Origin of the sequence: Nocardiopsis gilva YIM 90087 (genome assembly GCF_002263495.1) — a bacterium.
Taxonomy (GTDB): domain Bacteria; phylum Actinomycetota; class Actinomycetes; order Streptosporangiales; family Streptosporangiaceae; genus Nocardiopsis_C; species Nocardiopsis_C gilva.
On sequence record NZ_CP022753.1, the window covers coordinates 2,635,560 to 2,660,141 of the forward strand.

Here is a 24,582-nt window from a genome sequence, read left to right on the forward strand (position 1 = left end):
CAACGGGCGCGTTCGCATTCGCGCGACCGTACGACGCGTGGCCGCGGCCCGCCTCGGGACGGCCTGCCCCAGCGCCGTCCGTGGGTCCGGTGTTCAGCCGGTGCGCACCCGTACCGCGCGCCGGAGGACGCCCGGCAGGCGGAGCAGCGAGCGGGGCAGCAGGATGGCGCGGATCAGGGCGAGGACACCGAGACGGGCCCGCAGGGCGCGGCGCACCGTGTGCACATCGGCGGGCAGCGACAGCGGGACCACGGGGTGCGGGGCGTACCGCGCGCTCTCCTCGGACAGCGCGATTCGCCACAGCGCCTCGCGCGCCGACCCGAACAACTCGTAGTCCGCCGTCAGCCGCCGCGCGATGGACCGCGGGCTCTCCGCAGGGCTCCAGGGCACCCGCAGGTCCGCCGCTTCGTCGCGCAGCCCCAACCAGGCCGCCCGGGCCCGCGCCGACGCGGTGGTGGCGCTCGTCTGGCGGACGTGCCGGATGGCCGCGGTGGTCAGCGCGGGCGTGAGCAGCACCAGCAGGCCGACGGCGGCGGCCAGCAGAGTCCGCCGCAGCGACTCGGCGTCGATCGCGCCACCCGCGCTGTCCGCCCCGGAACCGGGCGCCGGAGCCGCGGCGCCGCCGTCCTCCGGTGCGTCGCCTTCGGGCTGTTCCGCGCCCTCGTCGGGAGCGTCGGCGTCCGGCCGCGGCGCGCGGGTGTCGGGTGCGGTCGCGCGCTCCTGCGCGGGCTCCGCGTACGAGGGCACCGAGGCCGTCCCCTGCCCGGCACCGGATGACGGTGTCGGTTCGAACCGCAGCCACCCCTGCCCCTCGAAGTACAGTTCCGGCCAGGCGTGGGCGTCCGATTGCGCGACCTTCCACCGGCCGTCGGCGACCTCCGTTCCGGCGGTGTAACCGGTGGCCACCCGGGCGGGGATACCGACCTGGCGGGCCATCAGCGCCATGGAGCCGGCGAACTGCTCGCAGTAGCCGACGCGGCTGGCGAACAGGAAGTGGCTCAGCGGGTCGGCCCCCGGGGGCATGGGCGGCGGCCGGAGGTCGTAGGTGAACCCGCCCTCCCGGGTGAACCAGTCCTGGAGGACCACCGCCCGCTCGTGCGGTGTGTCCGCTCCGCGGACGATCGACCGGGCCAGCCCCGCCACCCGGGAATCGACGCCCTCCGGGACCGACAGGTACTGGGAGTCGACCCCCGCGGTGCCCCGGCCGCCGTCAGCCAGCTCCGCGGCGCTCGGACGGGACCGGAGGCTCTCGACCTGGTAGCCCAGGGACCGCGTCCGCCCGCCGGTGCTGAACACCATCTGGGTGGCGGGATCGGCGAACCATTCGCCCGGGACGTCCACCGAGAGCGCCGGGTAGGGCATCGGCAGGAAGTCGACGTTCCGGGCGTCGCCCGCCACGGAGACCTCGGTGGTGACGGGATCGCCGGTGAGAGCGGGGGTGCCCGGGGGCAACGGCAGCCGGTCGTCGCCGACGCGGTTGTCGCGCCCGGCACGCAGCGTGGACATCGTCCAGTTCTCACCGTCGAAGACGTCCAGAACGTAGGTCCGCAGATAGTCCGGCGCGGGGTCGTCGGTGCGGTAGGTCAGGACAGGCGTCTGGCTGTCGGCGGCCAGCTGGGTGCGCAGGCTGACCAGCGGGTGGGTGGTCGTCACGGCATCGTCGCCGATCACCCCGCCCTGGGCCATCCGGAACAGCGCGTTGTCGGCGAGGCCGGGCACGGCGAGCGGCGTCAGCAGGGCGAGGACGATGGCGACCGCCGCGACGCCCCCGGCCGTCGCGGCACGGCGCAGGGTTCCGAGCAGGGGAGGGGCGGAGTCGGTGCCCGGGGGCGGCCGGATCCCCCGGAGCGCGCCCCGGATCCAGCCGTCGACCGTGAGCAGTCCCAGGTAGCCGGCCGCCGCAAGGGCAAACGCCCACCAGCCGATGCCCTGGTCGTTCACGGACAGGACGAGGAACAGCATCCCGGCGAGGGGAAGGCCGACGAGCGCCGGTGCACGCACGGTGACCACGATGAAGTCGGCGACGAGCGCCAGCAGCCCCATACCCAGCGCGACGACCAGGACCACCCCCGGGATCGCCGCGACCGGCGCGGGGCTGGCGTCGATCTCGGCGCGCCCCTCGGTGATGAGAACGAGCAGCGACCCGACCGTCTGCGGGGTCGGGATCAGCCCGCCCACGGCCCGCTCCGGGGCGAAGAGCGCGGTCAGGGTGACGACCCCCGCGGCGGCTTGCGCGAGGGGCAGGATGACCTCGGGCAGGCGGACGACCCGGAGGACCACCCCGGTCAGGGCGACCGCCGCCACGGTGAGCACGATCGCCGACCACCACTGACGGCCCGAGATGAGGGGCGTGAGGGCGGGGAGGGTGGCCAGAACGGTGGCCGTCCACGCCAGGACGAGGAAGCACGCGCCCCAGATGCCGGTTCTCACCGCCCCGCACCTCCCCACGCGTGTCCGGCCCCCTCGTGGACGGGAGCGCCCTGGTCGAGCAGGTCCTCCACGGTGTCGATCCGGTAGACGAGCCATCCCGTGCGGGCGAGTGCGTCGCTCGCCGTGTCGAGAGTAGCGGGGGAGGGCCAGGCCGCCGCGGCGCACAGGACGGCGACGCGGCGGTGGCTGTGGGCGGAGCCCAACCGGGCGAGGGCGGCGAGGTCGCCGTCGGTGAGGGCACCCAGGATCGCGACGCACAGGCCGGTGCCCGCCACCGGGGATCCGGCGACCAGGTCGACGCCGCGACCCAGTCGGACGGCCGGGGACGCGGGCGTCAGGGCGAGCGCGTCCAGCACCGTCTCCCGGCGTCCGCCGGGGACCTCCCGTTCGTCGGTGAGCAGGCGCACGTCCTGGCTGCGGCCGATGAGGTGCAACCCGATCGACGCCGCGGCGCTGACCGCCGTCTCCAGCGAGGAGTCCTCCCCGTCGCCGGCGTGCGCGCCCTGCCGCATGTCGAGCAGGACCGCGCTGTGGTCGCCGAGCCGGTGCTCCTCGCGGCGCACCATGAGCTTGCCGACCCGCGCGGTGCTGCGCCAGTGGACCCGGCGCAGGTCGTCACCGTGGCGGTAGGCGCGGGGCACCTGATCGTCCTCGCCGACGCCGGTCACGAACCGGCTGCTGCTCTCCCCAGAGTCGGCGGCCCCGCCCATCGGCCACATCCGGGGCAGGGCCACCACCGGCGGTGTCACCAGCAGGGGCACGTGCGTCCCCAGGGTGCGGCGCATCCGCACGCAGCCCAGGGGGTCGTCGATCGTCAGCCGCAGCGGGCCGATCGGGTAACCGCCGCGCACGGGCGGCCGGACGCGGTAGGAAAGGTCGCGGGTGGCCCCCGGCCGCAGGTAGCCGACGTCGAACCGCGGCGCGTCGTGGGGGAGGTTGGGCAGCGTGTCCTCGGCGAGCACGCCGGCGACGGCGCGCTTCGGGGAGGCGTTGTGCACCTGGATGAGGACGCGGGCGTCGTTGCCGGCCGTCACCCGCTCGGGCTGCAAGGTGCGGCTGTGGGCGAGCCTGCGCGGAGAACCGGCCAGTGCCGCCAGCGACAGCAGGGGCACCGCGAACACCAGCACGCCGAGTCCGACGACGTCGCGCTGGCCGATCGCCAGCCCGCCGGCCAGCAGGGCCGCACCGGCGCACAGGAGGGACAGGCCACGGGTGGTGAAGGCGCGCACGGGCCTCATCTCCCGGCCGGTCGGGACGGCGGCAGCGGGTCGGGTTCGATCGCCTCCGGGATGCTCATAGGTGCCATCTTCCCCCGTCCGGTGCGCCGCCCTGGCCCGGATGCGCCGGTCCGCTGGCCCGCGGGGCGGTGGGCCGGAGCGCATCCGTCCTGTTGATGGGGGTTTGCCGGGGCCCGCACGTGCCGCCGGTGCGCGAACGCCTCCGGCCCGGCGGTGTGCCGCCGGACCGGAGCGATCTGCTGGGGGACACCGGGTGCTATCTGGGCCCGGGGATCGGCATCCGGGCGACGAGGTCGGAGACAATGTGCTCGGTGGTGCGGCGCTCCATGTGGGCCTCGGGGGAGAGCAGGAGCCGGTGGGCGAGCACCGGCACGGCCAGCGCCTGGATGTCGTCGGGGACGACGTAGGCGCGCCCCTCCAGGGCCGCGTAGGCGCGGGCCGCCCGGACGAGGTGCAGGGTGGCCCGCGGCGAGGCGCCGAGCCGCAGCTCCGGGGCGGTGCGGGTGGCCGCGACCAGGTCGACCGCGTAGCGGCGGATGCCCGGGGCGACGTGGATGGTCTGCACGTGGGCGACCATGGCCCGGATCTCGGCGGTGTCGGCCACCGGGGCGAGGCCGTCCAGCGGGGAGAGCGCCCCGTGGGTGTCGATCATGTCCAGCTCGGCCTGCGGGGTGGGGTAGCCCACCGCGATGCGCGCCATGAAGCGGTCCCGCTGCGCCTCGGGCAGGGGATAGGTACCCTCCATGTCGGTCGGGTTCTGGGTGGCGATGACCATGAACGGCCGCTCCAGCGACCGCGTCTCGCCGTCGACGCTGACCTGCATCTCCTCCATGCACTCCAGCAGCGCCGACTGGGTCTTGGGGGAGGCGCGGTTGATCTCGTCGCCGAGCACGATGTTGGCGAACACCGGCCCCGGGTTGAACTCGAACTCCTGGCGCTCCTGGTGGTAGACGCTGACGCCGGTGATGTCGCTGGGCAGGAGGTCGGGGGTGAACTGGACGCGCTGCACCGAGCAGTCCACGGCCCGCCCGAGCGCCTTGGCCAGCATCGTCTTGCCGACGCCCGGGATGTCTTCGATGAGCAGGTGGCCTTCGGCCAGAAGCACGGTCAGGGCCATCCGCACGACCTCGGGCTTGCCCTCGATGACCGTCTCGACCGCCTCGCGGATCCGGTCGGCGACCACGAGGACCCCACCGGTGTGGGAGGGGCGTCCGTCGAACCCGTTCGTGTCGTATCGCGCGTCGAGCGACACCTCTCACCCTCCCCGGTCCCCACACTGACGTCCCCCGAGGCTAATGGCAAAGCGGCGGAATGCACAGCAGAACGGATCAGCGGTTCGACGGCCCCCGGGTGTCCGGACGGTGGGACAACCCACGGCACGCCGCGCCCGCTCCACTCCCCTCCACCCTCCTGAACTGCGGATTTATCGGGGAAACGCCCGCGTACCGGCGGGTGATTCTGTTGACCGTGGGGGAGAGTGGAGTACAGTGGAGCATCGTGGGGCAGGAGACTGCTCTCACAGGGCTGGGGAGGTGGTGCCGGTGTTTCTCGGTAGCCACTCGCCACGCCTCGACGAGAAGGGGCGACTGTTCCTTCCGGCGAAGTACCGCGACGAACTGTCGGGGGGACTGGTGATCACGAAGGGCCAGGAGCGCTGCCTCTACGTCTTTCCGATGGAGGAGTTCCAGCGCATCACCGAGGCCCTCCGGTCGGCTCCGGTCACCGCCAAGGCGGTTCGCGACTACAGCCGTGTCTTTTTCGCCAGCGCGTCCGACGAGATCCCGGACAAACAGGGACGGATCACCATTCCGCCCACGCTCCGGGGCTACGCGAGCTTGGACCGCGACTGTGTCGTCATCGGAGCCAACACGCGCCTGGAGATCTGGGACGCGCGCGCCTGGGCCGATTACGAGGCCGAACAGGAGCAGGCATTCGCGGATCTGTCGGAGGAGGTGTTGCCGGGGGTGTGAGTGACTTGGCGGCGCCGCGGCGACGGCTTCGGCCATCGGCCGCGGCGGAGCGCGAAGCCACCACCGTCAAGTGTCCTGTCCGGATCCAGGGCCTTCAGACGCGACCAGGTACCAGCTGACACAGCTTCCCCGGTGCCAGGTGGGCCGACGTCGGGACGCGTCTGGAGGCCGGGCCGGGCGGCCGCGGGTCCGGGGGGAACGACCGCGAGCGAATCGAAAACGATAACTAGGGGGGCACTGTGCTCATGGGGGACACGGTGGGAGACGCATCGGGAGGCACCGAGGCGGCGCACATTCCGGTCATGCTCGACCGGATCGTCGAGCTGCTCTCCCCGGCGCTGACGCGCCCGGGGGCGGTCTTCGTCGACGGGACGCTGGGCCTCGGCGGCCACGCCGAAGCGATGCTCACCGCCCACCCCGAGCTGCGGCTGGTCGGTATCGACCGCGACACCACCGCACTGCAGCGCAGCCGCCGGCGCCTCGCCCCGTTCGCCGACCGCGTCGACTTCGCCCACGCGGAGTACGACGACATCCCCCGCGTCCTCGACGACCTCGGCATCACCGACGTCCAGGCCATCCTGCTGGACCTGGGCGTGTCCTCGCCCCAGCTGGACGAGGCCGAGCGCGGCTTCGCCTACTCCTACGAGGCGTCGCTCGACATGCGGATGGACCGCACCCAGGACCTCACCGCCGCCGACGTCGTCAACACCTACTCCGCCGCCGAGCTCACCCGCATCCTGCGCGACTACGGCGAGGAGCGCTTCGCCGCGCGTATCGCCCAGACGATCGTGCGCGAGCGCGCCAAGCAGCGCATCGACTCCACCCGCCTGCTGGCCGACCTCGTGCGCGAGGCCATTCCCGCCGCCACCCGGCGCACCGGCGGCAACCCCGCCAAGCGCACCTTCCAGGCGCTGCGCATCGAGGTCAACGCCGAGCTGACCATCCTGGAGCGCACGCTGCCGGCCGCCATCGGCCGGCTGGCCATCGGCGGGCGCATCGCCGTGCTGTCGTACCACTCCCTGGAAGACCGCCTCACCAAGCGCGCCCTGACCGCGCTCGCCACCGACACCACCCCGCCCGACCTGCCCGTTCCCCTCCCCGAAGCCCAGCCCGAACTGCGGCTCCTCACCCGAGGGTCCGAACAGCCCTCCGACCAGGAGAACGAACGCAACCCCCGTGCGGCATCGGCCCGGCTCCGGGCCGCCGAACGGGTCAGAGCACCACGGAACTGATCGGGGAGGCGGACCACTCTCATGAGCACCACGACCGAGCGACGGCCGCGGGCCAAGCGCGCTCCCGCCCGGCCACCGGCACCCCGATCGCAGGCGCGCGCCCGAACGCACCCGCGGCTCCGGCACCACGCGCACCGCGCCGTCCGGCCCGCCGCCAAACGCGCCCCGCGCCCCGGCGCCAGCCGGTCCCGCGCGCGCCGCGCATGCCCTTCGTGCTGCTCGTGCTCGGACTGCTCGGCGGCGCGATGATCAGCCTGCTCGCACTGCGCACCGTGTTGATCGAGGACGCCTTCGCCATCACCCGCCTGGAGCAGGACTACCGCAACCTCTCCCACCAGCAGGAGGCCCTGCAGGAACAGGTCGTCGCGCTGGAGGCCCCCGACCGCATCGCATCGGAGGCCGAGGCAATGGGTATGGAGCCCGGCGACGCGCCGCTGTTCATCGATCTGCGTACGGGGACGATCGACGGCGATCCCGAAGCGGGTACACCGTGACCGGGCGACGCGCGGGCGCCGGGAGGAGAAGACCGACCGCTAGGAGCCACGGTTGAGTCCATCGCGTGACGGGCGGTCCCGCGATCCCCGCCGCCCCTCTCCGTCGGGGAGGCCCGGCCGTGGTCCCGCCCCCAAGGACGGTCGGCAGGCGCGCCCCCGCTCCTCCGGCACCGGGCAGCCTCCGCGGCGCCCGAGCCGCCAGGCCCCGCCCCGCCCCCGCCCGACCCGAACCAGCGCCTCCGCAGGGCCTCGAAGAGGGGGCGGCCCCACCGGCCCCGGCGCACCCCCGCGCCGCCGGTTCCGCCTCGTCAACCCGCGGCGGCGGATCAAGGTGTCGCTGGTCATGATGGTCGGCATCATGCTGGTGTTCGCCGGACGGCTGGTCCAGATCCAGGGCATCGACGCCGACGGGTATGCCGCGGCCGCCGCCGAGCAGCGGCGCACCACCATCGACATCCCGACCACGCGTGGCGCCATCACCGACATCAACGGCAAGTCCTTCGCGATGTCGGTGGAGTCCCGCCTCGTCTTCGTCGACCCCACCGAGATCCGCGACGACGAGCGCGACAAGCTCATCCGCGAGCTCTCCGAGCGCTTCGGCCTGGACACCGACCGGGTCGCCGCCAAGGTCAACGCCACACCCAGCCGCTACCAGGTGATCAAGAAGAACGTCGCGCCCAAGGAGTGGAAGGACCTGGCCGAGCGCGGCTTCCAGGGCCTGGGTGCCCTGGTCGACTACAAGCGCGTCTACCCCGACGAGACCGGTGCCGCCGATGTGATCGGCTTCACCAACGCCGCGGGCCAGGGAGCTGAGGGCCTGGAAGCCGTGCTGGACACCACGCTCGCCGGCGAGGCCGGCAAGCAGCAGGTCGACATCTCCGCCTCCGGCACCCAGATCCCCATGGGGGGCGGCCTGGCCAAGGACCCCGTTCCCGGCAAGGACGCGCGGCTCACCCTCGACCAGGACGTCCAGTGGCACGCCGAGCAGGCCCTGGCCGCGCGCTCCGACGAGCTGGACGCCGGCGGCGGCAGCGTGATCGTGATGCGCCCCAACGGGGAGATCGTGGCGATGGCCGACTACCCCACCTACTCCCCGAGGGACATCAACTCCTCGACCGCCGAGGAGCGGCTGAACGGCGCCGTGGCCGAGGCGTTCGAGCCCGGCAGCACCAACAAGGTCATCACCGTGGCCGGGGCGCTGGAGGAGGGGCTCACCACGCCCGACACGGTCTACACCGTGCCCTACTCCATCCAGCGCTACGACCGCACCTTCAAGGACGACCACTTCCACGACACCGAGCGGATGACGCTCAGCGGAATCCTCGCCAAGTCCAGCAACGTCGGCACCATCCAGGTGGGCGAGCAGCTGGGCAAGCAGAGGATGTACGACTACCTCCGCAAGTTCGGGTTCGGCCAGCCCACCGGGCTGGACCTGCCCGGCGAGAACGCCGGCATCCTCACCGACCCCAAGGACTGGTGGGGGACCCAGCTGCCGTCGATCTCGTTCGGCCAGGGCCTGTCGGTCAACGCCATGCAGATGGCGAGCGTGTACGCCACCGTCGCCAACGACGGCGTGCGCGTCGAGCCGCACCTGCTCGCCGGGACCGTGGACAAGAAGGGCGAGTTCACCCCGGCCCCCGAGCACAAGAAGGAGCGCATCGTCAGCAAGGCCACGGCCGATGAGCTCAAGCTCATGCTGGAGGCGGTCACCACCGACGAGGGCACCGCGGCCACGGCCCAGGTCCCCGGCTACCGGGTGGCCGGGAAGACGGGCACCGCCAACCGGGTCGACCCGGAGACCGGCACCTACAAGGGCGGCGGCCACACCTCCTCGTTCGTCGGCTTCGCCCCCGCCGACGACCCGCAGCTCATCGTCCAGGTGGTGCTGCACAACCCCAAGAAGGAGTACTACGCCGGAAAGGCCGCCGCACCGGTCTTCACCGACGTCATGTCCTTCGCGCTGAAGTCCCTCAAGATCGAGCCGACCGGCACCGAAGCGCCCAACATCCGGCTCATGGAGGACGAGTAACCCCTCGCGCGGGGGCGGCGGCTCGGGTCCCGCCGCCGCCACGCCGCGCGGCGCCGCCCGCCCACGGGCCCGGCGTGTGCCATTCTCGGATTATCCCCCTTGTGATCACAGCCGATAACCTCACGACGTGCCACCGGTAATGCGACCTGAACGAAACCATCTCCGCCCGCTGTCCGACCTCGTCCGCCTGCTGGGGCCGGACGCGCTCGCCAGTCCCCCCGGCCCTGCGCCGTCTGATGTGACCGAGACGACGGTCACCGGGATCACCCACGACTCGCGCAGCGTGCGACCCGGCGACGTCTACGCCGCGCTGCCCGGCCTGAGCCGGCACGGGGCGGACTTCGCCGCGCAGGCCGCGGCGTCCGGCGCGGTGGCGATCCTCACCGATCCCTCCGGTGTGGAGCGCGCCGCGCAGACCGGGCTGCCCGTCCTGTCCGTCGCCGACCCGCGCGCCCGCCTCGGCGAGGTGGCGTCCTGGGTGTACGGGAACGCCGCCGAGGAGCTGCTGCTGATCGGAACCACCGGCACCAGCGGGAAGACCACCGTCACCTACCTGGTCGAGTCCGGGCTGCGCAGCGCCGGGCGCCACACGGGCCTCGTCGGCACCGTCGAGATGCGCGTCGGAGACGAGCGCGTCGACTCCTCACTGACCACCCCCGAGGCCACCGACCTGCACGGCCTGTTCGCCGTCATGCGCGAGAACGGCGTATCCGCCGCCGCGATGGAGGTCTCCAGCCACGCCCTGGCCATGGGCCGCGTCGGCGGCACCGACTACGACGTCGCCGTCTTCACCAACCTCTCCCAGGACCACCTGGACTTCCACGCCGACCTGCGCGACTACTTCGACACCAAGGCCCGGCTGTTCACGCCGGAGTACTGCAAGGTGGCCGTGGTCAACCGCGACGACAAGTTCGGCCGGGCGCTCGTCGACATGGTGAACGCGCGCGGCGCCATCCCGGTCACCACGTTCTCCTCCGCGGGCGACCCCGAGGCCGACTGGCGCGCGGTCGACGTGCGGCTCTCCTCCGGCGGTAGCACCTTCCGGCTCGTCGGACCCGGCGGGATGGAGGCCGACGCCTCGGTCCGCCTGCCCGGCCCGTTCAACGTCTCCAACGCCATGGCCGCCATCGTCGGCCTCATCGAGGCCGGGATCCCGATGCACACCGCGGTCGAGGGCGTCGCCGCCGCGGGGGGCGTGCCCGGGCGCATGGAACCCGTCGACGAGGGGCAGGACTTCACCGCGCTGGTCGACTACTCCCACAAGCCCGGAGCCATCGAGGCCGTGCTCGGCTCGCTGCGCGACATCACCGAGGGCCGCCTCACCATGGTCGTGGGGTGCGGGGGCGACCGCGACCGCGCCAAACGCCCCCTCATGGGGGAGGCCGCCGCCCGGCTCGCCGACGCCGTCATCTTCACCGACGACAACCCGCGCAGTGAAGATCCCATCACGATTGTGCAGAGCATGCTGGAGGGCGTCGTCAAGGTCCCCGAGGACCAGCGCGCCCGGATCACGGTCGAACCCGACCGCGCCTCCGCCATTGAGACGGCGGTCCGGCGCGCGGCACCGGGCGATGTCATCGTCATCGCGGGCAAGGGCCACGAGCGCGGCCAGTACGTCGCAGGTCAGGTGCTGCCCTTCGACGACCGGGAGGTGCTCCGCGACGCCCTGCGCCGCCGGGGCGCGGCTGAGCGCCCATCGCGCCGAGCCGACGCACCGTGCCGTTGGGCGGGGCGCTCAGCCGCGCCCACGCGCCCCTCTCCGTACACGACGGGACGGTGCGCGACGGACCCCGCATGACGGGCGATACGGTCGTGAGGGCGAAGACATGGACAGGTGATCACGGATCGGTCGTGATCCGGCCTGGGCGCAACCCCCGCGGCCCAACATGTTCTAAGGTTAGGTCCGGCAATCGCAGCCCGGCTCCGTGGCGTGCTGACGCCGCTCCCAAGTGGACGAGTACCGCGCTTCCCCGCATTCGCGCCGTCTGCCTGCCGGAGCGCCCCAGGCGCGGAGGACCGGGCCCCGACATGAGGAGTGGTTTTGATCGCGCTGACGCTCGATCGGATCGCTGAGATCACCCAATCCCGGTTAAGCGGATCGGCGCGCGCAGCGGAGATCGTCAACGGCCCGGTCGTGATCGACTCGCGGCAGGCCCGGCCGGGCTCGCTGTTCGTCGCGTTCACCGGCGAACACGTCGACGGCCACGACTTCGCCGGCGCCGCCGTCGAGGCGGGCGCGGTGGCGGTCCTGGCGTCCCGCCCGGTGGATGTCCCGCACCTGCTGGTCGACGGCGGTGACGAGGGCGTCCAGGCCGCCTTGGGGCGGCTGGCACGGGGCGTCGCCGACGAGCTGCCCGGGACCGACGTCATCGGTGTCACGGGCTCGTCCGGCAAGACCACGACCAAGGACCTGCTCGCCCAGGTGCTGGAGCACCACGGGGCCACGGTCGCGACGCAGGGCTCGTTCAACAATGAGATCGGCCACCCCCTGACCGTGCTGCGCGCCGACGCCGCGACCCGGTTCATGGTCCTGGAGGTCGGGGCGCGCGGCACCGGGCACATCTCCTACCTGTGCTCCCTGGCGCCGCCCCGCATCGGCGTGGTGCTCAACGTGGGCAGCGCCCACGTCGGCGAGTTCGGCAGCAGAGAGGCCATCGCCCGGGCCAAGGGCGAGCTGGTCGAAGCGCTTCCCACCGCGGCCGACGGCGGGGTCGCCGTGCTCAACGCCGACGACGACGCGGTGATCGGGATGGCGTCGCGCACCAAGGCGCGCGTGGTCTCCTACGGCACCGGCGCCGACGCCGACGTGCGCGCCACGGGCGTCGAGCTCGACGGCTCCGGGCGGGCGGCCTTTACCCTGGAGATCGGTGGCCGCGGCGCGCGGGTGCGCCTCGCGCTCGTCGGCACGCACCAGGTGCACAACGCGCTGGCCGTCGCCGCCGTCGCGGCGGAGGCCGGCATGGACATCGACGCCATCGCCGCCGCGCTGGGCCAGGCCGGCCCGGTCAGCCGGTGGCGGATGGAGATCGACGAGCTGGACGACGGCATCACGGTCGTCAACGACGCCTACAACGCCAACCCTGAGTCCATGTCGGCCGCGCTGCGGACGCTCCGGACGCTCGGGGAGCACCGGCGGTCCCTCGCCGTGCTGGGGCAGATGGCCGAACTCGGCGAGGAACGGCACCGCGCCGAGCACGAGGCCATCGGCCGACGCGCGGCCGAGACCGGGGTCGCCGGGCTTGTCATCGTCGGAAGTGAGGCCGCGCCCATCGCCGATGGAGCGCGGAGCGTGCCAGGGTGGCGGGGGGAGATCGTGCAGGTCCCCGATGCCCCGGCCGCGGCCGCGGCGCTGCGTGAGCGCCTGCGGGCAAGAGACGTCGTCATGCTGAAGGGATCGCGCGTGGCCGGGCTGGAACGGGTCGCCGAACTGCTCAAGTCCGGGGAGGACGCCAAGTGACCGGCATCCTGCTCGCCTCGGCGCTCTCTCTCATCTTCTCAATGGCGCTCATGCCGATGGTGATCCGGATTCTGTTCCGGTTCAAGTTCGGCCAGGAGGTCCGCGACGACGGACCCGAGGGGCACAAGACCAAGCAGGGCACGCCCACCATGGGCGGCATCGTCATCATCCTCGGCGCGGTCATCGGCTATTTCGGCTCCCACCTGGCGCTGATGACCCGGCCGACGGTGTCTGGTCTGCTGGTGATGTTCCTCTTCGTCGGTATGGGTGCCGTCGGCTTCCTCGACGACTTCATCAAGATCTACAAACGCCGAAGTCTGGGTCTGCGCAGCGGCGCGAAGATGCTCGGCCAGACCGTCGTGGGCGTCGGCTTCGCCGTGGGCGTCACCCAGTTCCCCAACGGCTACGGCTACACCCCCGCATCCCCGCAGCTCTCCTTCCTGCGCGACTTCGGGCCGCCGCTGATGATCGGCGTGTTCGTGATCTGGGCGCTGTTCCTCATCGTCGGCTTCTCCAACGCGGTGAACCTGACCGACGGACTCGACGGACTGGCCACCGGCGCCACGATCCTCTCCCTGGTCGCCTATGTCATCATCGGCAACTGGCAGCTGCGGCAGAGCTGCACCCAGGCGCTCGAACCGAGCTGCTACCCGGTGCGCGACCCCCTCGACCTCGCGGTCGTCGCGGCGGCGGTGCTCGGCGGCTGCATCGGGTTCCTCTGGTACAACGCGCCGCCCGCCAAGATCTTCATGGGCGACACCGGCTCGCTGGCGCTGGGCGGCCTCATCGTCGGCCTGGCGATCACCACCCGCACCCAGCTGCTGCTGCTCATCATCGGCGGCCTGTTCGTGCTCATCACCCTGTCGGTGATGATCCAGATCACCTCGTTCCGGCTCACCGGAAAACGGGTGTTCCGCATGGCACCGCTTCAGCACCACTTCGAACTCAAGGGCTGGGCCGAGACCACCATCGTGATCCGGTTCTGGATCATCCAGGGCCTGTTCGTCGGCGTCGGCATCGGCCTGTTCTACCTGGAATGGATGCCGAGATAAGCGTGAGCGAGACTCATACCGTGAGCGAGACCACCTCCTTCCCGACCCGGCTCAGCGGCCGCGCCGTGTGCGTGGCCGGGCTGGGGGTGTCCGGGCCGCCGGTGGCCCGTGTCCTGCTCGCCCACGGCGCGCGGGTGACCGTCGTCGACGGCCGCGACGACGACGCCACCCGGCGCGTGGCCGCCGACCTGCGGGTGGAGGGCGCCGAGGTGGAGCTCGGCGCCGCCGATGTCCCGCCGCCGGGGACCGACCTCGTGGTCACCTCGCCCGGCTGGCGGCCCGACTCCCCGCTGCTGGTGGCCGCCGCCGAGGCGGGCATCGAGGTCATCGGCGACGTCGAACTGGCCTGGCGGCTCAAGCCCGCCGACCAGATCTGGCTGGCGGTGACCGGCACCAACGGCAAGACCACCACGGTGCGGATGCTGGAGGCGATGCTGCGCGCCGGCGGCCGTGACGCCATCGCGGTCGGCAACGTCGGCACCCCGGTCATCGAGGCCGCCCTGCCCGACGAGAAGGGCGCCTACCCCGGCATCCTCGCCGTCGAGCTGTCCAGCTTCCAGCTGCACTGGTCGTCCTCGCTGCGCCCGCACGCCGCCGTCGTCCTCAACGTGGCCCCCGACCACCTCGACTGGCACGGCGGCCTGGAGCCCTACGCCGAGGCCAAGGGGCGCATCCACGCGCCCGGCACGATCCGGGTGGCCAACACCGCCGACGAGTGGTCCCTGCGCCTGGCCCAGGCGGGCGACGCGACGACCCCCCTGATCGGCTTCGCCCTGGACACCCCGCGCCCCGGCGAACTGGGCGTGGTCGAGGACCTGCTGGTGGACCGGGCCTTCGTCGACGACCCGCTGCACAGCGCCGAGGAGCTCGCCACGCTGGGCGATGTCGTCCCGGCGGTCCCGCACAACGTCGCCAACGCCCTGGCCGCCGCCGCACTGGCCCGGTCCGTGGGCGTGGCCCCCGGGGCGGTGCGCGCCGGACTCGCGGCCTTCGCGCCGGAGCCCCACCGCATCGCGCACGTGGCCACCGTCGGGGGCGTCGACTACGTCGACGACTCCAAGGCCACCAACCCCCACGCGGCCGCGGCGTCCCTCGCCTCGTACGCGTCCGTCGTGTGGGTGGCGGGCGGCCTCCTCAAGGGCGCCGACGTCGATGCCCTCGTCCGCTCCGCCGCCCCTCGCCTCCGCGGCGCCGTACTGATCGGCCAGGACCGCGCCCGCCTCCGTGCCGCCCTGGAAACCCACGCCCCGGACGTCCCGGTCGTCGACATCGCCGACACCGACGGCCGCAGCGCCATGGCCGAGGTGGTCAAGTCCGCCTCGGAGCTCGCCCGAGAGGGCGACACCGTGCTGCTGGCCCCCGCGGCGGCGTCCATGGACATGTACACCGACTACAACGCCCGCGGCGACGCCTTCACCGAGGTCGTACAGGGCCTCGACGTGTAGGACGGCGCGGCGCCCTCGGTGCGGGCCTTCGGCGCTGCTTTTCGCCTCAGAGCACCGGAGGAGCGGACCGGGCCGACCCGGCAGCCCCGACACCCCACCGCCGCCACCGCGGTGATCACGGTGCGCGCCCCGATTCTGTCGGGGTGGTCGAGACAATGGCGGTGATCTCCGGCGGGTGTGGCGGGAACCACCGTGGGGCGGACTGGAAAACCGCCCAACACGCGCGAAATGTCCTACGGCTAGGGGCGTGCAGCCGCCAGACTTGGTCGACGCCGGGTGGTAGAGGGGCGAAGGCGGAGGTGACGTATGGCGGTGTCGACATCGGTTTCCTCCGCCGGTGGGGCGGACCGGCGGGGGAACGGCGCCATCGGGCGGGGACTGGCGCGGGTGCGGGAGCTTCCGCAGGTGGTGAACCGGCCGCTGACCTCCTACTACCTCATCTTCGGCAGCAGCGCGCTGCTGATCATGCTCGGTCTGGTCATGGTGTGGTCGTCGTCGATGGTCGACTCCTACACCGAGACCGGTTCGGCGCTCTCCCTGTTCCGCAAGCAGGTTGTGGCCGCCGCGATCGGGCTGCCGCTGCTGGTGGTGGCCTCCCAGCTGCCGACGAAGGTGCTGCGGGTCATCGGCTACCCGGCGATGATCATCTCGGTCGCGCTGCTGATCATCACCATGTTCAAAGGCGAGGAGTACGGCGCCGGAGCCATGCGGTGGCTGGAGGTCGGCGGAGTGACGATCCAGGCCTCGGAGCCCGCCAAGCTCGCGTTCGCGCTGTGGGGCGCCAATGTCCTGGCCCGCAAGGAGGAGCTGAAGCAGCTGGTCGACTGGCGTCAGCTGCTGATGCCGCTGCTGCCCGGATGTGGCGTGCTGGTACTCCTGGTTCTCATCGGAACCGACCTGGGCACCTCCTTTGTCCTGCTCACCATCTTCCTCTCGCTGCTGTGGGTGGTGGGCGCGCCCACGCGGCTGATCTGCGGCATGATCGGGCTGGTGGCCGCGCTGGGCGCGATCATGATCGCCGTCGAGCCGTTCCGCAAGGGCCGTCTGACCTCGTTCCTCAACCCCGAGGCCGATCCCACGGGGACCGGTTTCCAGCTGCTGCACGGGCTGTACGCCCTCGGGAGCGGTGGGGTGTTCGGCCGCGGCATCGGCGGCAGCTTCGAGAAGTGGGGGGTGCTGCCGCACCCCGAGAGCGACTTCATCTTCGCGATCATCGGCGAGGAGCTCGGGCTGATCGGGACGCTTCTCGTCGTCGGACTGTTCGGTGTCCTGGGCTACGCTGGTCTACGCGTCGCCTCTCGGGCGAAGGAGCCGTTCGCGCGGCTGGCCGCCACGTCGCTGACCGGCTGGATCGTGGTCCAGGCAATGGTCAACATCGGAACGGTCATCGGCCTCATGCCCATTACGGGCATTCCGCTTCCCCTGGTCTCCGCTGGGGGATCGTCGCTGATCCCGACCATGCTGGCGCTGGGGGTGCTGCTCGCGCTCGCGAAGAACGAGCCCGCCGCCCGCAGGGCCCTGGCCGCTCGCGGTCCGAGTCGGGCGCAAAGGGCTCTAAGCTGGCTTGGCCTGGACAATGCCGGGACCGGGAGAAAAACCGGGAGCGCGGCGCAGGCGAAGAACGGATCGCGTCCGACGCAGGTTCAAGCGAGGAGGAATCGGCGACGATGAGGGTAGCCCTCGCCGGAGGTGGAACGGCCGGGCATATCGAGCCCGCGCTCTCCCTGGCCGATGCGCTGCGGCGTATCGACCCGAACGCCCAGATCGTGTGTCTGGGAACCGAGCGGGGACTGGAGACCCGCCTTGTGCCACTGCGGGGTTATGAGCTGGGTGAGATCCCGGCCGTGCCCCTGCCCCGCAAGCTCACCCCCAAGCTGCTGTCGGTCCCGGGCAAGCTCGCCGGCGCGGTCAGCGCCGCGTGCGAGCACCTCGACCGCATCCAGGCCGAGGTGCTGGTCGGTTTCGGCGGCTATGTCGCCACCCCCGGCTACCTGGCCGCCCGCCGGCGCCGGATCCCGATTGTCATCCACGAGGCCAACCCGCTGCCCGGGCTCGCCAACCGTCTCGGCGCGCGGATGACCCCGCACGTCTACACCGGCCACCCGCACACCGAGATCCGCAACGGGCGCTACATCGGCATCCCGCTGCGCGAGCAGATCTCCCGGCTCGACCGCCTGAGCATGGGCGACAAGGCGCGGGCCTTCTTCGGGCTCCGCCCCGACCTGCCCACGCTGCTCATCTTCGGCGGCTCCCAGGGCGCCCAGGCCGTCAACCAGGCCGCCTTCGACTGCGCCGGGGCCTTCAGCGCCGCGGGCGTCCAGGTCCTGCACGTCGTCGGCCCGAAGAACGCCGAGGAGCCCAAGGACCTCACGCGCGACGGCGTCCCGTACGTCGCCGTGCCCTACGTCGACCGCATGGACATGGCCTACGCCGCCGCCGACATGGCCATGTGCCGGTCCGGCGCCATGACCTGCGCCGAACTCACCGCCGTGGGCCTGCCCGCCACGTTCGTCCCGCTGCCGATCGGCAACGGCGAGCAGCGTCTCAACGCCGAGCCGATCGTGGAGGCCGGGGGAGGCCTCATGGTCCCCAACGCCGACCTCACCCCGCAGTGGATCCAGCAGAACCTGATCCCGCTGCTGACCGACACCGACCGGATCGTCTCCATGTCGGAGGCCGCCGCCAAGATGGGCCGCCGCGACGCCGACGAGGCACTGGCCCGCGAGGTCATGGCGATCGCCCGGGGCGGGTCCGTCCCTGAGACGCCGATCGACGACGACTTCGAGGACGAGAACGGCTACGTCGACGACGGAAAGGACGCGCAATGAGCCTGGTCTCCCCGACCGAGCCCGTCCCCGTCAGCGACCTGGGCCGCGTCCACTTCCTCGGCATGGGCGGCGTCGGGATGTCCGGGATCGCGCGCATCCTGCTGCAGCGCGGCGTCGAGGTGTCGGGCAGCGACGCCAAGGACAGCCCGCTGCTGCGCGAACTCGAGGAGCTCGGCGCCCGCGTGCACGTCGGCCACGCGGCCGACCAGCTGGGCGACGCCGACACCCTCGTCGTCTCCTCCGCCGTCCGCGATGACAACCCCGAGCTGCTCCGGGCGCGCGAGCGCGGAGTGCGGGTGCTGCCGCGCGCCGCGGCCCTGGGCGCGCTGCTCCTCGACCGCAGAGGGGTGGCCGTCTCCGGGACGCACGGCAAGACCACCACGAGTTCGATGCTCACCGTCGTGCTCCAGGAGCTGGGCGCCGACCCCGGCTACGTGATCGGCGGCAAGCTCGTCACCACCGGCCTGGGCGCCGACGCCGGGGCCGGCGACATCATCGTCGCCGAGGCCGACGAGAGCGACGGCTCGTTCCTCATGCTGTCGCCCGAGATCGCCGTGGTCACCAACGTCGAGGCCGACCACCTCGACAACTACGGCGGCCTGGACGAGATCCACGACAACTTCGCCGCCTTCGTCGACCGCGTGGGCTCCACCCTCGTCATCGGAATCGACGACCCCGGCGCGCGCAAGGTCGCCGAGGTCGCCCGCGAGCGCGGCAAGCGGGTCCGCACCTACGGCGAAACCCCCGAGGCCGACTACCGCGTCTCGGAGATCTCCGCGCGCGGCTTCGCCACCGCCTTCACCCTCACCCCGGCCGATGCCGACCCGCTGGAGTGCACCATCTCCGCTCCGGGGCGGCACAACGTCCTCAACGCCGCGGCCGCGGTCGCCGTCGCCGACGAGCTCGGCCACGACCCGGAGGTCGCCGTCGAGGGACTCGCGTCCTTCACCGGCGCCGCCCGGCGCTTCGAGCCCAAGGGCGAGGCACGGGGCGCGGCGGTCTACGACAGCTACGCGCACCACCCCACCGAGATCGCCGCCGACCTGGAGGCCGCCCGCGCGGCGCTCGCCTCCCGCGAGACCGCGGAGGCGGCGGGCCCCGGCCGCGTGGTCGCGGTCTTCCAGCCGCACCTCTACAGCCGCACGCGGATCTTCGCGCAGGAGTTCGCCGAAGCCCTCACCATGGCCGACGAGGTCGTCGTGCTGGGCATCTACGCGGCGCGCGAGGAGCCCGAGCCCGGCGTCGACGCCCAGCTGATCACCGGCGGCATCGGCCACGACCGGGTGCACTACCGTCCGGACCGGGCCGAGGCCGTCTCCACGGCCGCCTTCCTGGCCCGGCCGGGCGACATCGTGCTGACCATGGGGGCCGGCGACGTCACCGAGCTGGGGCCGGAGATCGTGGCGGCGTTGGCGGACACGGCGGGCACAGGAGACGCGGCGGAGTAGCCCGGACGCGCCGGAGGACCACGGCTGGGAGGGGAGCGGTGGACAGTGGAGCGTCGTAAGGCGGAAGCGGCGGGGACGACCGGGAGACCCCGGAGCTCCGGGGGCCCGGGGAGGCCCGCGGGGCCGGTGGGGTCCGGCGGGCCTGGGAAGCCGGGGAGACCGGGTAGACCGGACCGACCGGACAGCCCCAGATCGTCCGATCCGTGGAAGGTCGCCTTCGTCACCCTCCTCATCGTCGCCCTGCTGGCCGTGGTGCTCTGGGTCTTGCTCGGATCGCGGCTGCTCGTGGTGCGCGACATCCGGGTGACCGGGGTCGACCGGGTCTCCGACCAGGCGGTCGTCCAAGCCCTGGACGTGCCCACGGGTACCCCCCTGGCCCGGGTCGACACCGGGGCCGCCGCCGACCGGGCCGCCAAGTTGCGCCTGGTGGAGTCGGTCGAGGTGACCCGCGGGTGGCCGTCCACCCTGCGGGTCGAGGTCACCGAGCGCACCCCCCGGCTGGCCCTCAAGGTGGGCGACGGCTACCGGCTGGTCGACCACGAGGGCGTGCGCATCGCCGACGTCGAGTCCCGACCCGACGCATTCCCGCTGGTCAGAATCAGAGGCGAGGTCAAGGACAACTCTGGAATCGCGGCGGCGGCCGCGATCACCGAGAAGCTGCCCGACGGCGTCCTCTCCAAGGTCCGCACCATCGCGGCGGAAGACCCGAAGACACTGGTCCTGAAACTCGACGACGGCGCGACGGTCACGTGGGGGGACGACGAGCGCACCAAGGAGAAGGGCGAAGTGCTCGCCATACTGCTGCGCGAGCACCCGTCCAACGCCGACCGCAGCTACGACGTCAGCGCGCCCGATGTGGCCGTTGTGAAATAAGGGTCCGTACGTGCGTCCGGAACCGGTCGGAGAAGAACACGTCATCGGACATTCCAGACGCGACGCGCCGGGTCTGCGCATCGCCTCATCATGCGACACGCCGTTAGGCTGAACTCGTGGTTAGTTGCCCCTCGGAAGGCCGCGGCCTACTGTCGGGAACCACTACCTTTGGTTGACATAAGTATGGACGTGAAGTGTTAGGGCGAATGGGGTTCGGACGAAGCCGATCCACCGGTTTCACCGGCCCCCGACCCCGCGGGATCCCGGCCGGTTGCCGACCGGTCCACGGGCTCCCGGAAGAAAGACTGTAGAACCGGACGACCGACCGCCCGGCCCAACCTGCGGGGAGCATGGAAGACCCCCGCAGCGGAGGGAACGGTGCGGTCGGCGGATGCGAGCGGAAAGGCCCCTCGTCGTGGCAGCACCGCAGAATTACCTCGCGGTCATCAAAGTCGTCGGAATCGGCGGCGGCGGCGTCAATGCCGTCAACCGGATGATCGAAGAGGGACTCAAGGGCGTCGAGTTCATCGCCATCAACACCGACGCTCAGGCGCTGCTCATGAGCGATGCCGACGTCAAACTCGACGTCGGCCGCGAACTCACCCGCGGTCTGGGCGCGGGCGCCAACCCCGATGTGGGGCGCAAGGCGGCCGAGGACCACCGAGAGGAGATCGAGGAGGTCCTCAAGGGGGCCGACATGGTCTTCGTGACCGCCGGCGAAGGCGGCGGCACCGGAACCGGGGGCGCGCCCGTCGTGGCCGACATCGCCCGCTCGCTGGGCGCTCTGACCATAGGCGTCGTCACCCGCCCCTTCGGGTTCGAGGGCAAGCGCCGTGCCACCCAGGCCGAGTCCGGGATAGCGATGCTGCGCGAAGAGGTCGACACCCTCATCGTGATCCCCAACGACCGGCTGCTGTCCATCTCCGACCGCCAGGTCAGTGTGCTGGACGCGTTCAAGGCCGCCGACCAGGTGCTGCTCTCCGGTGTCCAGGGCATCACCGACCTCATCACCACGCCCGGCCTGATCAACCTCGACTTCGCCGACGTGAAGTCGGTGATGTCCGGCGCGGGCTCGGCCCTCATGGGGATCGGCTCGGCCCGGGGCGACGACCGCGCCGTGGCCGCGGCCGAGATGGCGATCTCCTCCCCACTGCTGGAGGCCAGCATCGATGGTGCGCACGGCGTGCTGCTCTCCATCCAGGGCGGATCCGACCTCGGCCTCTTCGAGATCAACGAGGCGGCCCAGCTCGTCGCCAACTCCGCGGCCCCCGAGGCCAACATCATCTTCGGCGCGGTCATCGACGACGCGCTGGGCGACGAGGTCCGGGTCACCGTCATAGCGGCCGGATTCGACGAACCGCGCAGCGAGGCGCTCAACCCGCCGCGGGCCAGCGCCACGGCGGCCACCCCGCGCTCCGATCCGCCAGCCGACCCGGCTCCACCGAGAGCCCAGGTCCCCCCAGCTGCGGCCGAGCCCCGTCCGGAGCCCGCCCCCGAGCCGGAGCCCGAGCCCGTCCGCGAGGAGCGGCCCCGTCCGGAGACCGCCGCCCCCGCCCCCGTCGCGGCCCCGGAACCGGAGCCCGAGCCGGAGCCCGTCCGCGCCGAGGAGCCGCCCGAGCCCGAGCCCGCGGAGCCGGAGGACGACGACGCCGACCGGAACGAGCAGCAGCAGCGGGCCCGCAATATCCGCGCGGTCAATGACAGCGGCTACGTCCGGGGGACCGGGACCGAGGGGTCGTACTCGCGCGGCGGGGAGCTTCCCACGCCGCGGCGCCGGGTCATCTTCGACGACCCGGACGACCTGGATGTCCCGGACTTCCTCAAATAACGGTCCGCGATCACCGAGGAATCGGCGGTCACGACAGGTAACGATACGTACGGGTACCGGCGGCGGGGCTTCCCGCCGCCGGTACCCTTTTGCACGTTCTCCCTCCTTCTCTCGTCTGTGAGGAACAGCCCGAAGATGAGTGCCAAGATCGAGATGGGACCGGGCGTCTCCGCCGGTTTCACCCAGCGGTACGACGGAGGGGTCAGCGCCGCGCCGTTCGACACGCTCAACCTGGGCACGGGGGTCTCCGACGACCGCGAGGCCGTCGCCGAGAACCGCCGCATCGCCGCCGCCCGGCTCGGCTTCGACCCCGACCGCGTGGTCTGGATGAACCAGGTGCACAGCGCCGAGGTCGCTGTGGCGGACGCCCCCGGCGACGTCGGGAAGGTCGACGGCGTCGTGACGACGCGGCCCGGCCTGGTGCTGGCGACCCTGGCCGCCGACTGCCTCCCGATCCTCGCCGCCGACAGCGAGGCCGGTGTCATCGGCGCCGCCCATTCCGGGCGGATGGGCACCGCCACCGGTGTGGCCCCGGCGATGGCGGCCGAAATGGTCGCCCAGGGGGCACGGCCCGCCCGCATCACGGTCGCGCTCGGCCCGTCGATCTGCGGGCAGTGCTACGAGGTGCCGCCGGAGATGCAGGAGGAGGTGGCGCGGCGCTCTCCGGAGGGGGCCAGTCGCACCCGCCAGGGGACCAGCGGCGTGGACCTGCGTGCCGCGGTCGCCGCGCAGCTGCGGGCGGCCGGAATCGGCCACATCACGGTGGACGAGCGCTGCACCCTGGAGAGCCCCGAGCTGTTCTCGCACCGGCGCGACGCTCCGACCGGCCGGTTCGGCGGTTTCATCTGGAGGGAGGCGAGATGAGCGGACACCCGGACACCGCGGACGGCGGCCGGAGAGACCAGATTCGGTCACACCTCCTGGCCCTGCGCGAACGGGTGGCGACCGCCTGTGAGAAAGCCGGGCGGGACCCCGAAGATGTGACCATCATCGCTGTGACCAAGACCTATCCGGCGTCCGATGTGCGCATCCTGGCCGGACTCGGCGTCACCGACGTCGGCGAGAACCGCGACCAAGAGGCCGCGCCGAAGGCCGCCGACTGCGATGATCTGGATCTCACCTGGCACTTCGTCGGCCAGCTGCAGACCAACAAGGCGCGTTCGGTGGCGCGCTACGCCGACGTCGTCCACTCGGTCGACCGCGACCGGCTCGCCCGCGCGCTCGGCTCGCGTGCCCGTGCCGAGGGGCGGCAGCTGACCTGCCTGGTCCAGATCAACCTGGACCCGGAGTCGGCCGTGGGCGAGCTGGGCCCGCGCGGAGGAGTGGACCCGCGCGACGCCCTGTCGGTCGCCGAGGCCATCGACGCCGAGGAGGGGCTGACCGTGGGCGGCGTCATGGCCGTCGCTCCCCGCCAGGGCGACCCCGGCACGGCGTTCGCCCGCCTCTTCCAGGTCGCCTCCGACATCCGGGATCGTTACCCTCAGGCCAGGGTGATCTCGGCCGGGATGAGCGGCGACCTGGAGACAGCCATCGAGCACGGTGCGACACACCTGCGGGTAGGCACGGCGTTGCTCGGTGATCGTGGCCCGATCGTGGGGTAATGTCCCCACATGGACCTTGGCGCCCATCTGTCGAGTTCGCCCACCCGGGCGGACCTGGGCTAATAGGCAAAAGTCATCTGCGGTGCAGCACCACAGGGACGACGGAGGACAAGAGATGGCCGGCGCGATGCGCAAGATGGCGGTCTACCTCGGCCTCGTGGAGGACGACCGCTACGATCACCGCTATGCGGATGAATATGATGACTTCGACGATTTCGACGACGGGGTCGATGACCGTCGCGACCGCGAGCTGGACGCCCACGACGGCGACCCTCGCTCCGACTCCGTGATGGACCCGGACGACTACGCCATGTCAGCGGGAGAACGTCGCACCGCGACCCATGTGGTGCCGTCAACTGCGGACCTGGCGCGAATCACCACACTCCATCCGCGGACGTACAACGAAGCGCGTACTATCGGAGAGCATTTCCGAGAAGGCATACCGGTGATCATGAACCTCACCGAGATGGTCGACAGCGACGCGAAGCGGCTGGTTGACTTCGCGGCGGGGCTGATCTTCGGGCTGCATGGCAGTATCGAGCGGGTGACCAACAAGGTGTTCCTGTTGTCCCCGGCTAATGTTGAGGTGACCGCTGAAGACAAGGCACGGATCGCTGAGCGAGGGTTCTTCAATCAGAGCTAGAGCACCGCAGACGT

General features: G+C 72.0%; 19 protein-coding genes. 16 read left to right on the top strand and 3 right to left on the bottom strand.

What is annotated here, in order from left to right; translation table 11 throughout:
* Positions 1–93: 93 nt before the first annotated feature.
* The 3 genes from CDO52_RS12035 to CDO52_RS12045 form a co-directional block, all read right to left on the bottom strand.
* Positions 94–2,430 (bottom strand): transglutaminase TgpA family protein, encoded by a 2,337-nt coding sequence (locus CDO52_RS12035; RefSeq protein ID WP_232524446.1) that lies wholly within the window; start codon positions 2,428–2,430, stop codon positions 94–96.
* Positions 2,427–3,659 carry a DUF58 domain-containing protein gene (locus tag CDO52_RS12040; protein ID WP_017616994.1) on the bottom strand — a complete coding sequence of 411 codons (1,233 nt, stop codon included), beginning with the start codon at positions 3,657–3,659 and terminating at the stop codon, positions 2,427–2,429. Before CDO52_RS12040 ends, CDO52_RS12035 begins: the two co-directional genes overlap by 4 nt.
* Positions 3,660–3,924: 265 nt before the next feature.
* A complete protein-coding gene (locus CDO52_RS12045) occupies positions 3,925–4,920 on the bottom strand; it encodes an AAA family ATPase (protein ID WP_017616993.1) in 996 nt (331 codons plus the stop codon).
* A 289-nt stretch (positions 4,921–5,209) separates the two neighbouring features.
* Here CDO52_RS12045 and mraZ point away from each other — a divergent pair, with 289 nt between their 5' ends.
* The 16 genes from mraZ (at position 5,210) to CDO52_RS12125 (ending at position 24,568) form a co-directional block, all read left to right on the top strand.
* Entirely contained in the window at positions 5,210–5,638 is a 429-nt protein-coding gene (gene mraZ / locus CDO52_RS12050; protein ID WP_026125456.1) for a division/cell wall cluster transcriptional repressor MraZ, read from the top strand.
* Positions 5,639–5,883: 245 nt separating this feature from the next.
* Positions 5,884–6,870 (top strand): 16S rRNA (cytosine(1402)-N(4))-methyltransferase RsmH, encoded by a 987-nt coding sequence (gene rsmH, locus CDO52_RS12055; protein WP_193373638.1) that lies wholly within the window; start codon positions 5,884–5,886, stop codon positions 6,868–6,870.
* Positions 6,871–7,073: 203 nt separating this feature from the next.
* Positions 7,074–7,364 (top strand): hypothetical protein, encoded by a 291-nt coding sequence (locus CDO52_RS12060; protein WP_094932386.1) that lies wholly within the window; start codon positions 7,074–7,076, stop codon positions 7,362–7,364.
* A 343-nt stretch (positions 7,365–7,707) separates the two neighbouring features.
* Positions 7,708–9,393, top strand: a complete 1,686-nt coding sequence (locus CDO52_RS12065; RefSeq protein WP_449406727.1) for a peptidoglycan D,D-transpeptidase FtsI family protein — start codon at positions 7,708–7,710, stop codon at positions 9,391–9,393.
* A 139-nt stretch (positions 9,394–9,532) separates the two neighbouring features.
* Positions 9,533–11,191: a UDP-N-acetylmuramoyl-L-alanyl-D-glutamate--2,6-diaminopimelate ligase gene (locus CDO52_RS12070; RefSeq protein ID WP_094932387.1), complete on the top strand. Its 1,659-nt coding sequence runs from the start codon at positions 9,533–9,535 to the stop codon at positions 11,189–11,191.
* 243 nt (positions 11,192–11,434) lie between these two features.
* Positions 11,435–12,850, top strand: a complete 1,416-nt coding sequence (locus CDO52_RS12075; protein WP_017616987.1) for a UDP-N-acetylmuramoyl-tripeptide--D-alanyl-D-alanine ligase — start codon at positions 11,435–11,437, stop codon at positions 12,848–12,850.
* Positions 12,851–12,891: 41 nt separating this feature from the next.
* Positions 12,892–13,902, top strand: a complete 1,011-nt coding sequence (gene mraY / locus CDO52_RS12080) for a phospho-N-acetylmuramoyl-pentapeptide-transferase (protein WP_394296708.1) — start codon at positions 12,892–12,894, stop codon at positions 13,900–13,902.
* A gap of 20 nt (positions 13,903–13,922) precedes the next feature.
* Positions 13,923–15,347: a UDP-N-acetylmuramoyl-L-alanine--D-glutamate ligase gene (murD, locus tag CDO52_RS12085; RefSeq protein WP_094932826.1), complete on the top strand. Its 1,425-nt coding sequence runs from the start codon at positions 13,923–13,925 to the stop codon at positions 15,345–15,347.
* A gap of 306 nt (positions 15,348–15,653) precedes the next feature.
* Positions 15,654–17,018 (top strand): putative lipid II flippase FtsW, encoded by a 1,365-nt coding sequence (gene ftsW, locus CDO52_RS12090; RefSeq protein WP_017616984.1) that lies wholly within the window; start codon positions 15,654–15,656, stop codon positions 17,016–17,018.
* Positions 17,015–18,175, top strand: a complete 1,161-nt coding sequence (gene murG / locus CDO52_RS12095) for an undecaprenyldiphospho-muramoylpentapeptide beta-N-acetylglucosaminyltransferase (RefSeq protein WP_017616983.1) — start codon at positions 17,015–17,017, stop codon at positions 18,173–18,175. The genes ftsW and murG overlap by 4 nt, the downstream gene beginning before the upstream one ends.
* On the top strand, positions 18,172–19,623 hold the full coding sequence (murC, locus tag CDO52_RS12100; RefSeq protein WP_017616982.1) for a UDP-N-acetylmuramate--L-alanine ligase: 1,452 nt from the start codon (positions 18,172–18,174) through the stop codon (positions 19,621–19,623). The genes murG and murC overlap by 4 nt, the downstream gene beginning before the upstream one ends.
* A 126-nt stretch (positions 19,624–19,749) precedes the next feature.
* Complete coding sequence (locus CDO52_RS12105; protein ID WP_017616981.1) at positions 19,750–20,496, top strand: cell division protein FtsQ/DivIB; 747 nt, start codon at positions 19,750–19,752, stop codon at positions 20,494–20,496.
* A gap of 415 nt (positions 20,497–20,911) precedes the next feature.
* On the top strand, positions 20,912–22,324 hold the full coding sequence (gene ftsZ, locus CDO52_RS12110) for a cell division protein FtsZ (protein ID WP_017616980.1): 1,413 nt from the start codon (positions 20,912–20,914) through the stop codon (positions 22,322–22,324).
* Positions 22,325–22,459: 135 nt separating this feature from the next.
* Positions 22,460–23,188, top strand: a complete 729-nt coding sequence (gene pgeF, locus CDO52_RS12115) for a peptidoglycan editing factor PgeF (protein WP_017616979.1) — start codon at positions 22,460–22,462, stop codon at positions 23,186–23,188.
* On the top strand, positions 23,185–23,925 hold the full coding sequence (locus CDO52_RS12120) for a YggS family pyridoxal phosphate-dependent enzyme (RefSeq protein ID WP_017616978.1): 741 nt from the start codon (positions 23,185–23,187) through the stop codon (positions 23,923–23,925). Before pgeF ends, CDO52_RS12120 begins: the two co-directional genes overlap by 4 nt.
* A gap of 115 nt (positions 23,926–24,040) precedes the next feature.
* Positions 24,041–24,568 (top strand): cell division protein SepF, encoded by a 528-nt coding sequence (locus CDO52_RS12125; RefSeq protein ID WP_017616977.1) that lies wholly within the window; start codon positions 24,041–24,043, stop codon positions 24,566–24,568.
* The last annotated feature ends 14 nt before the right edge of the window (positions 24,569–24,582 follow it).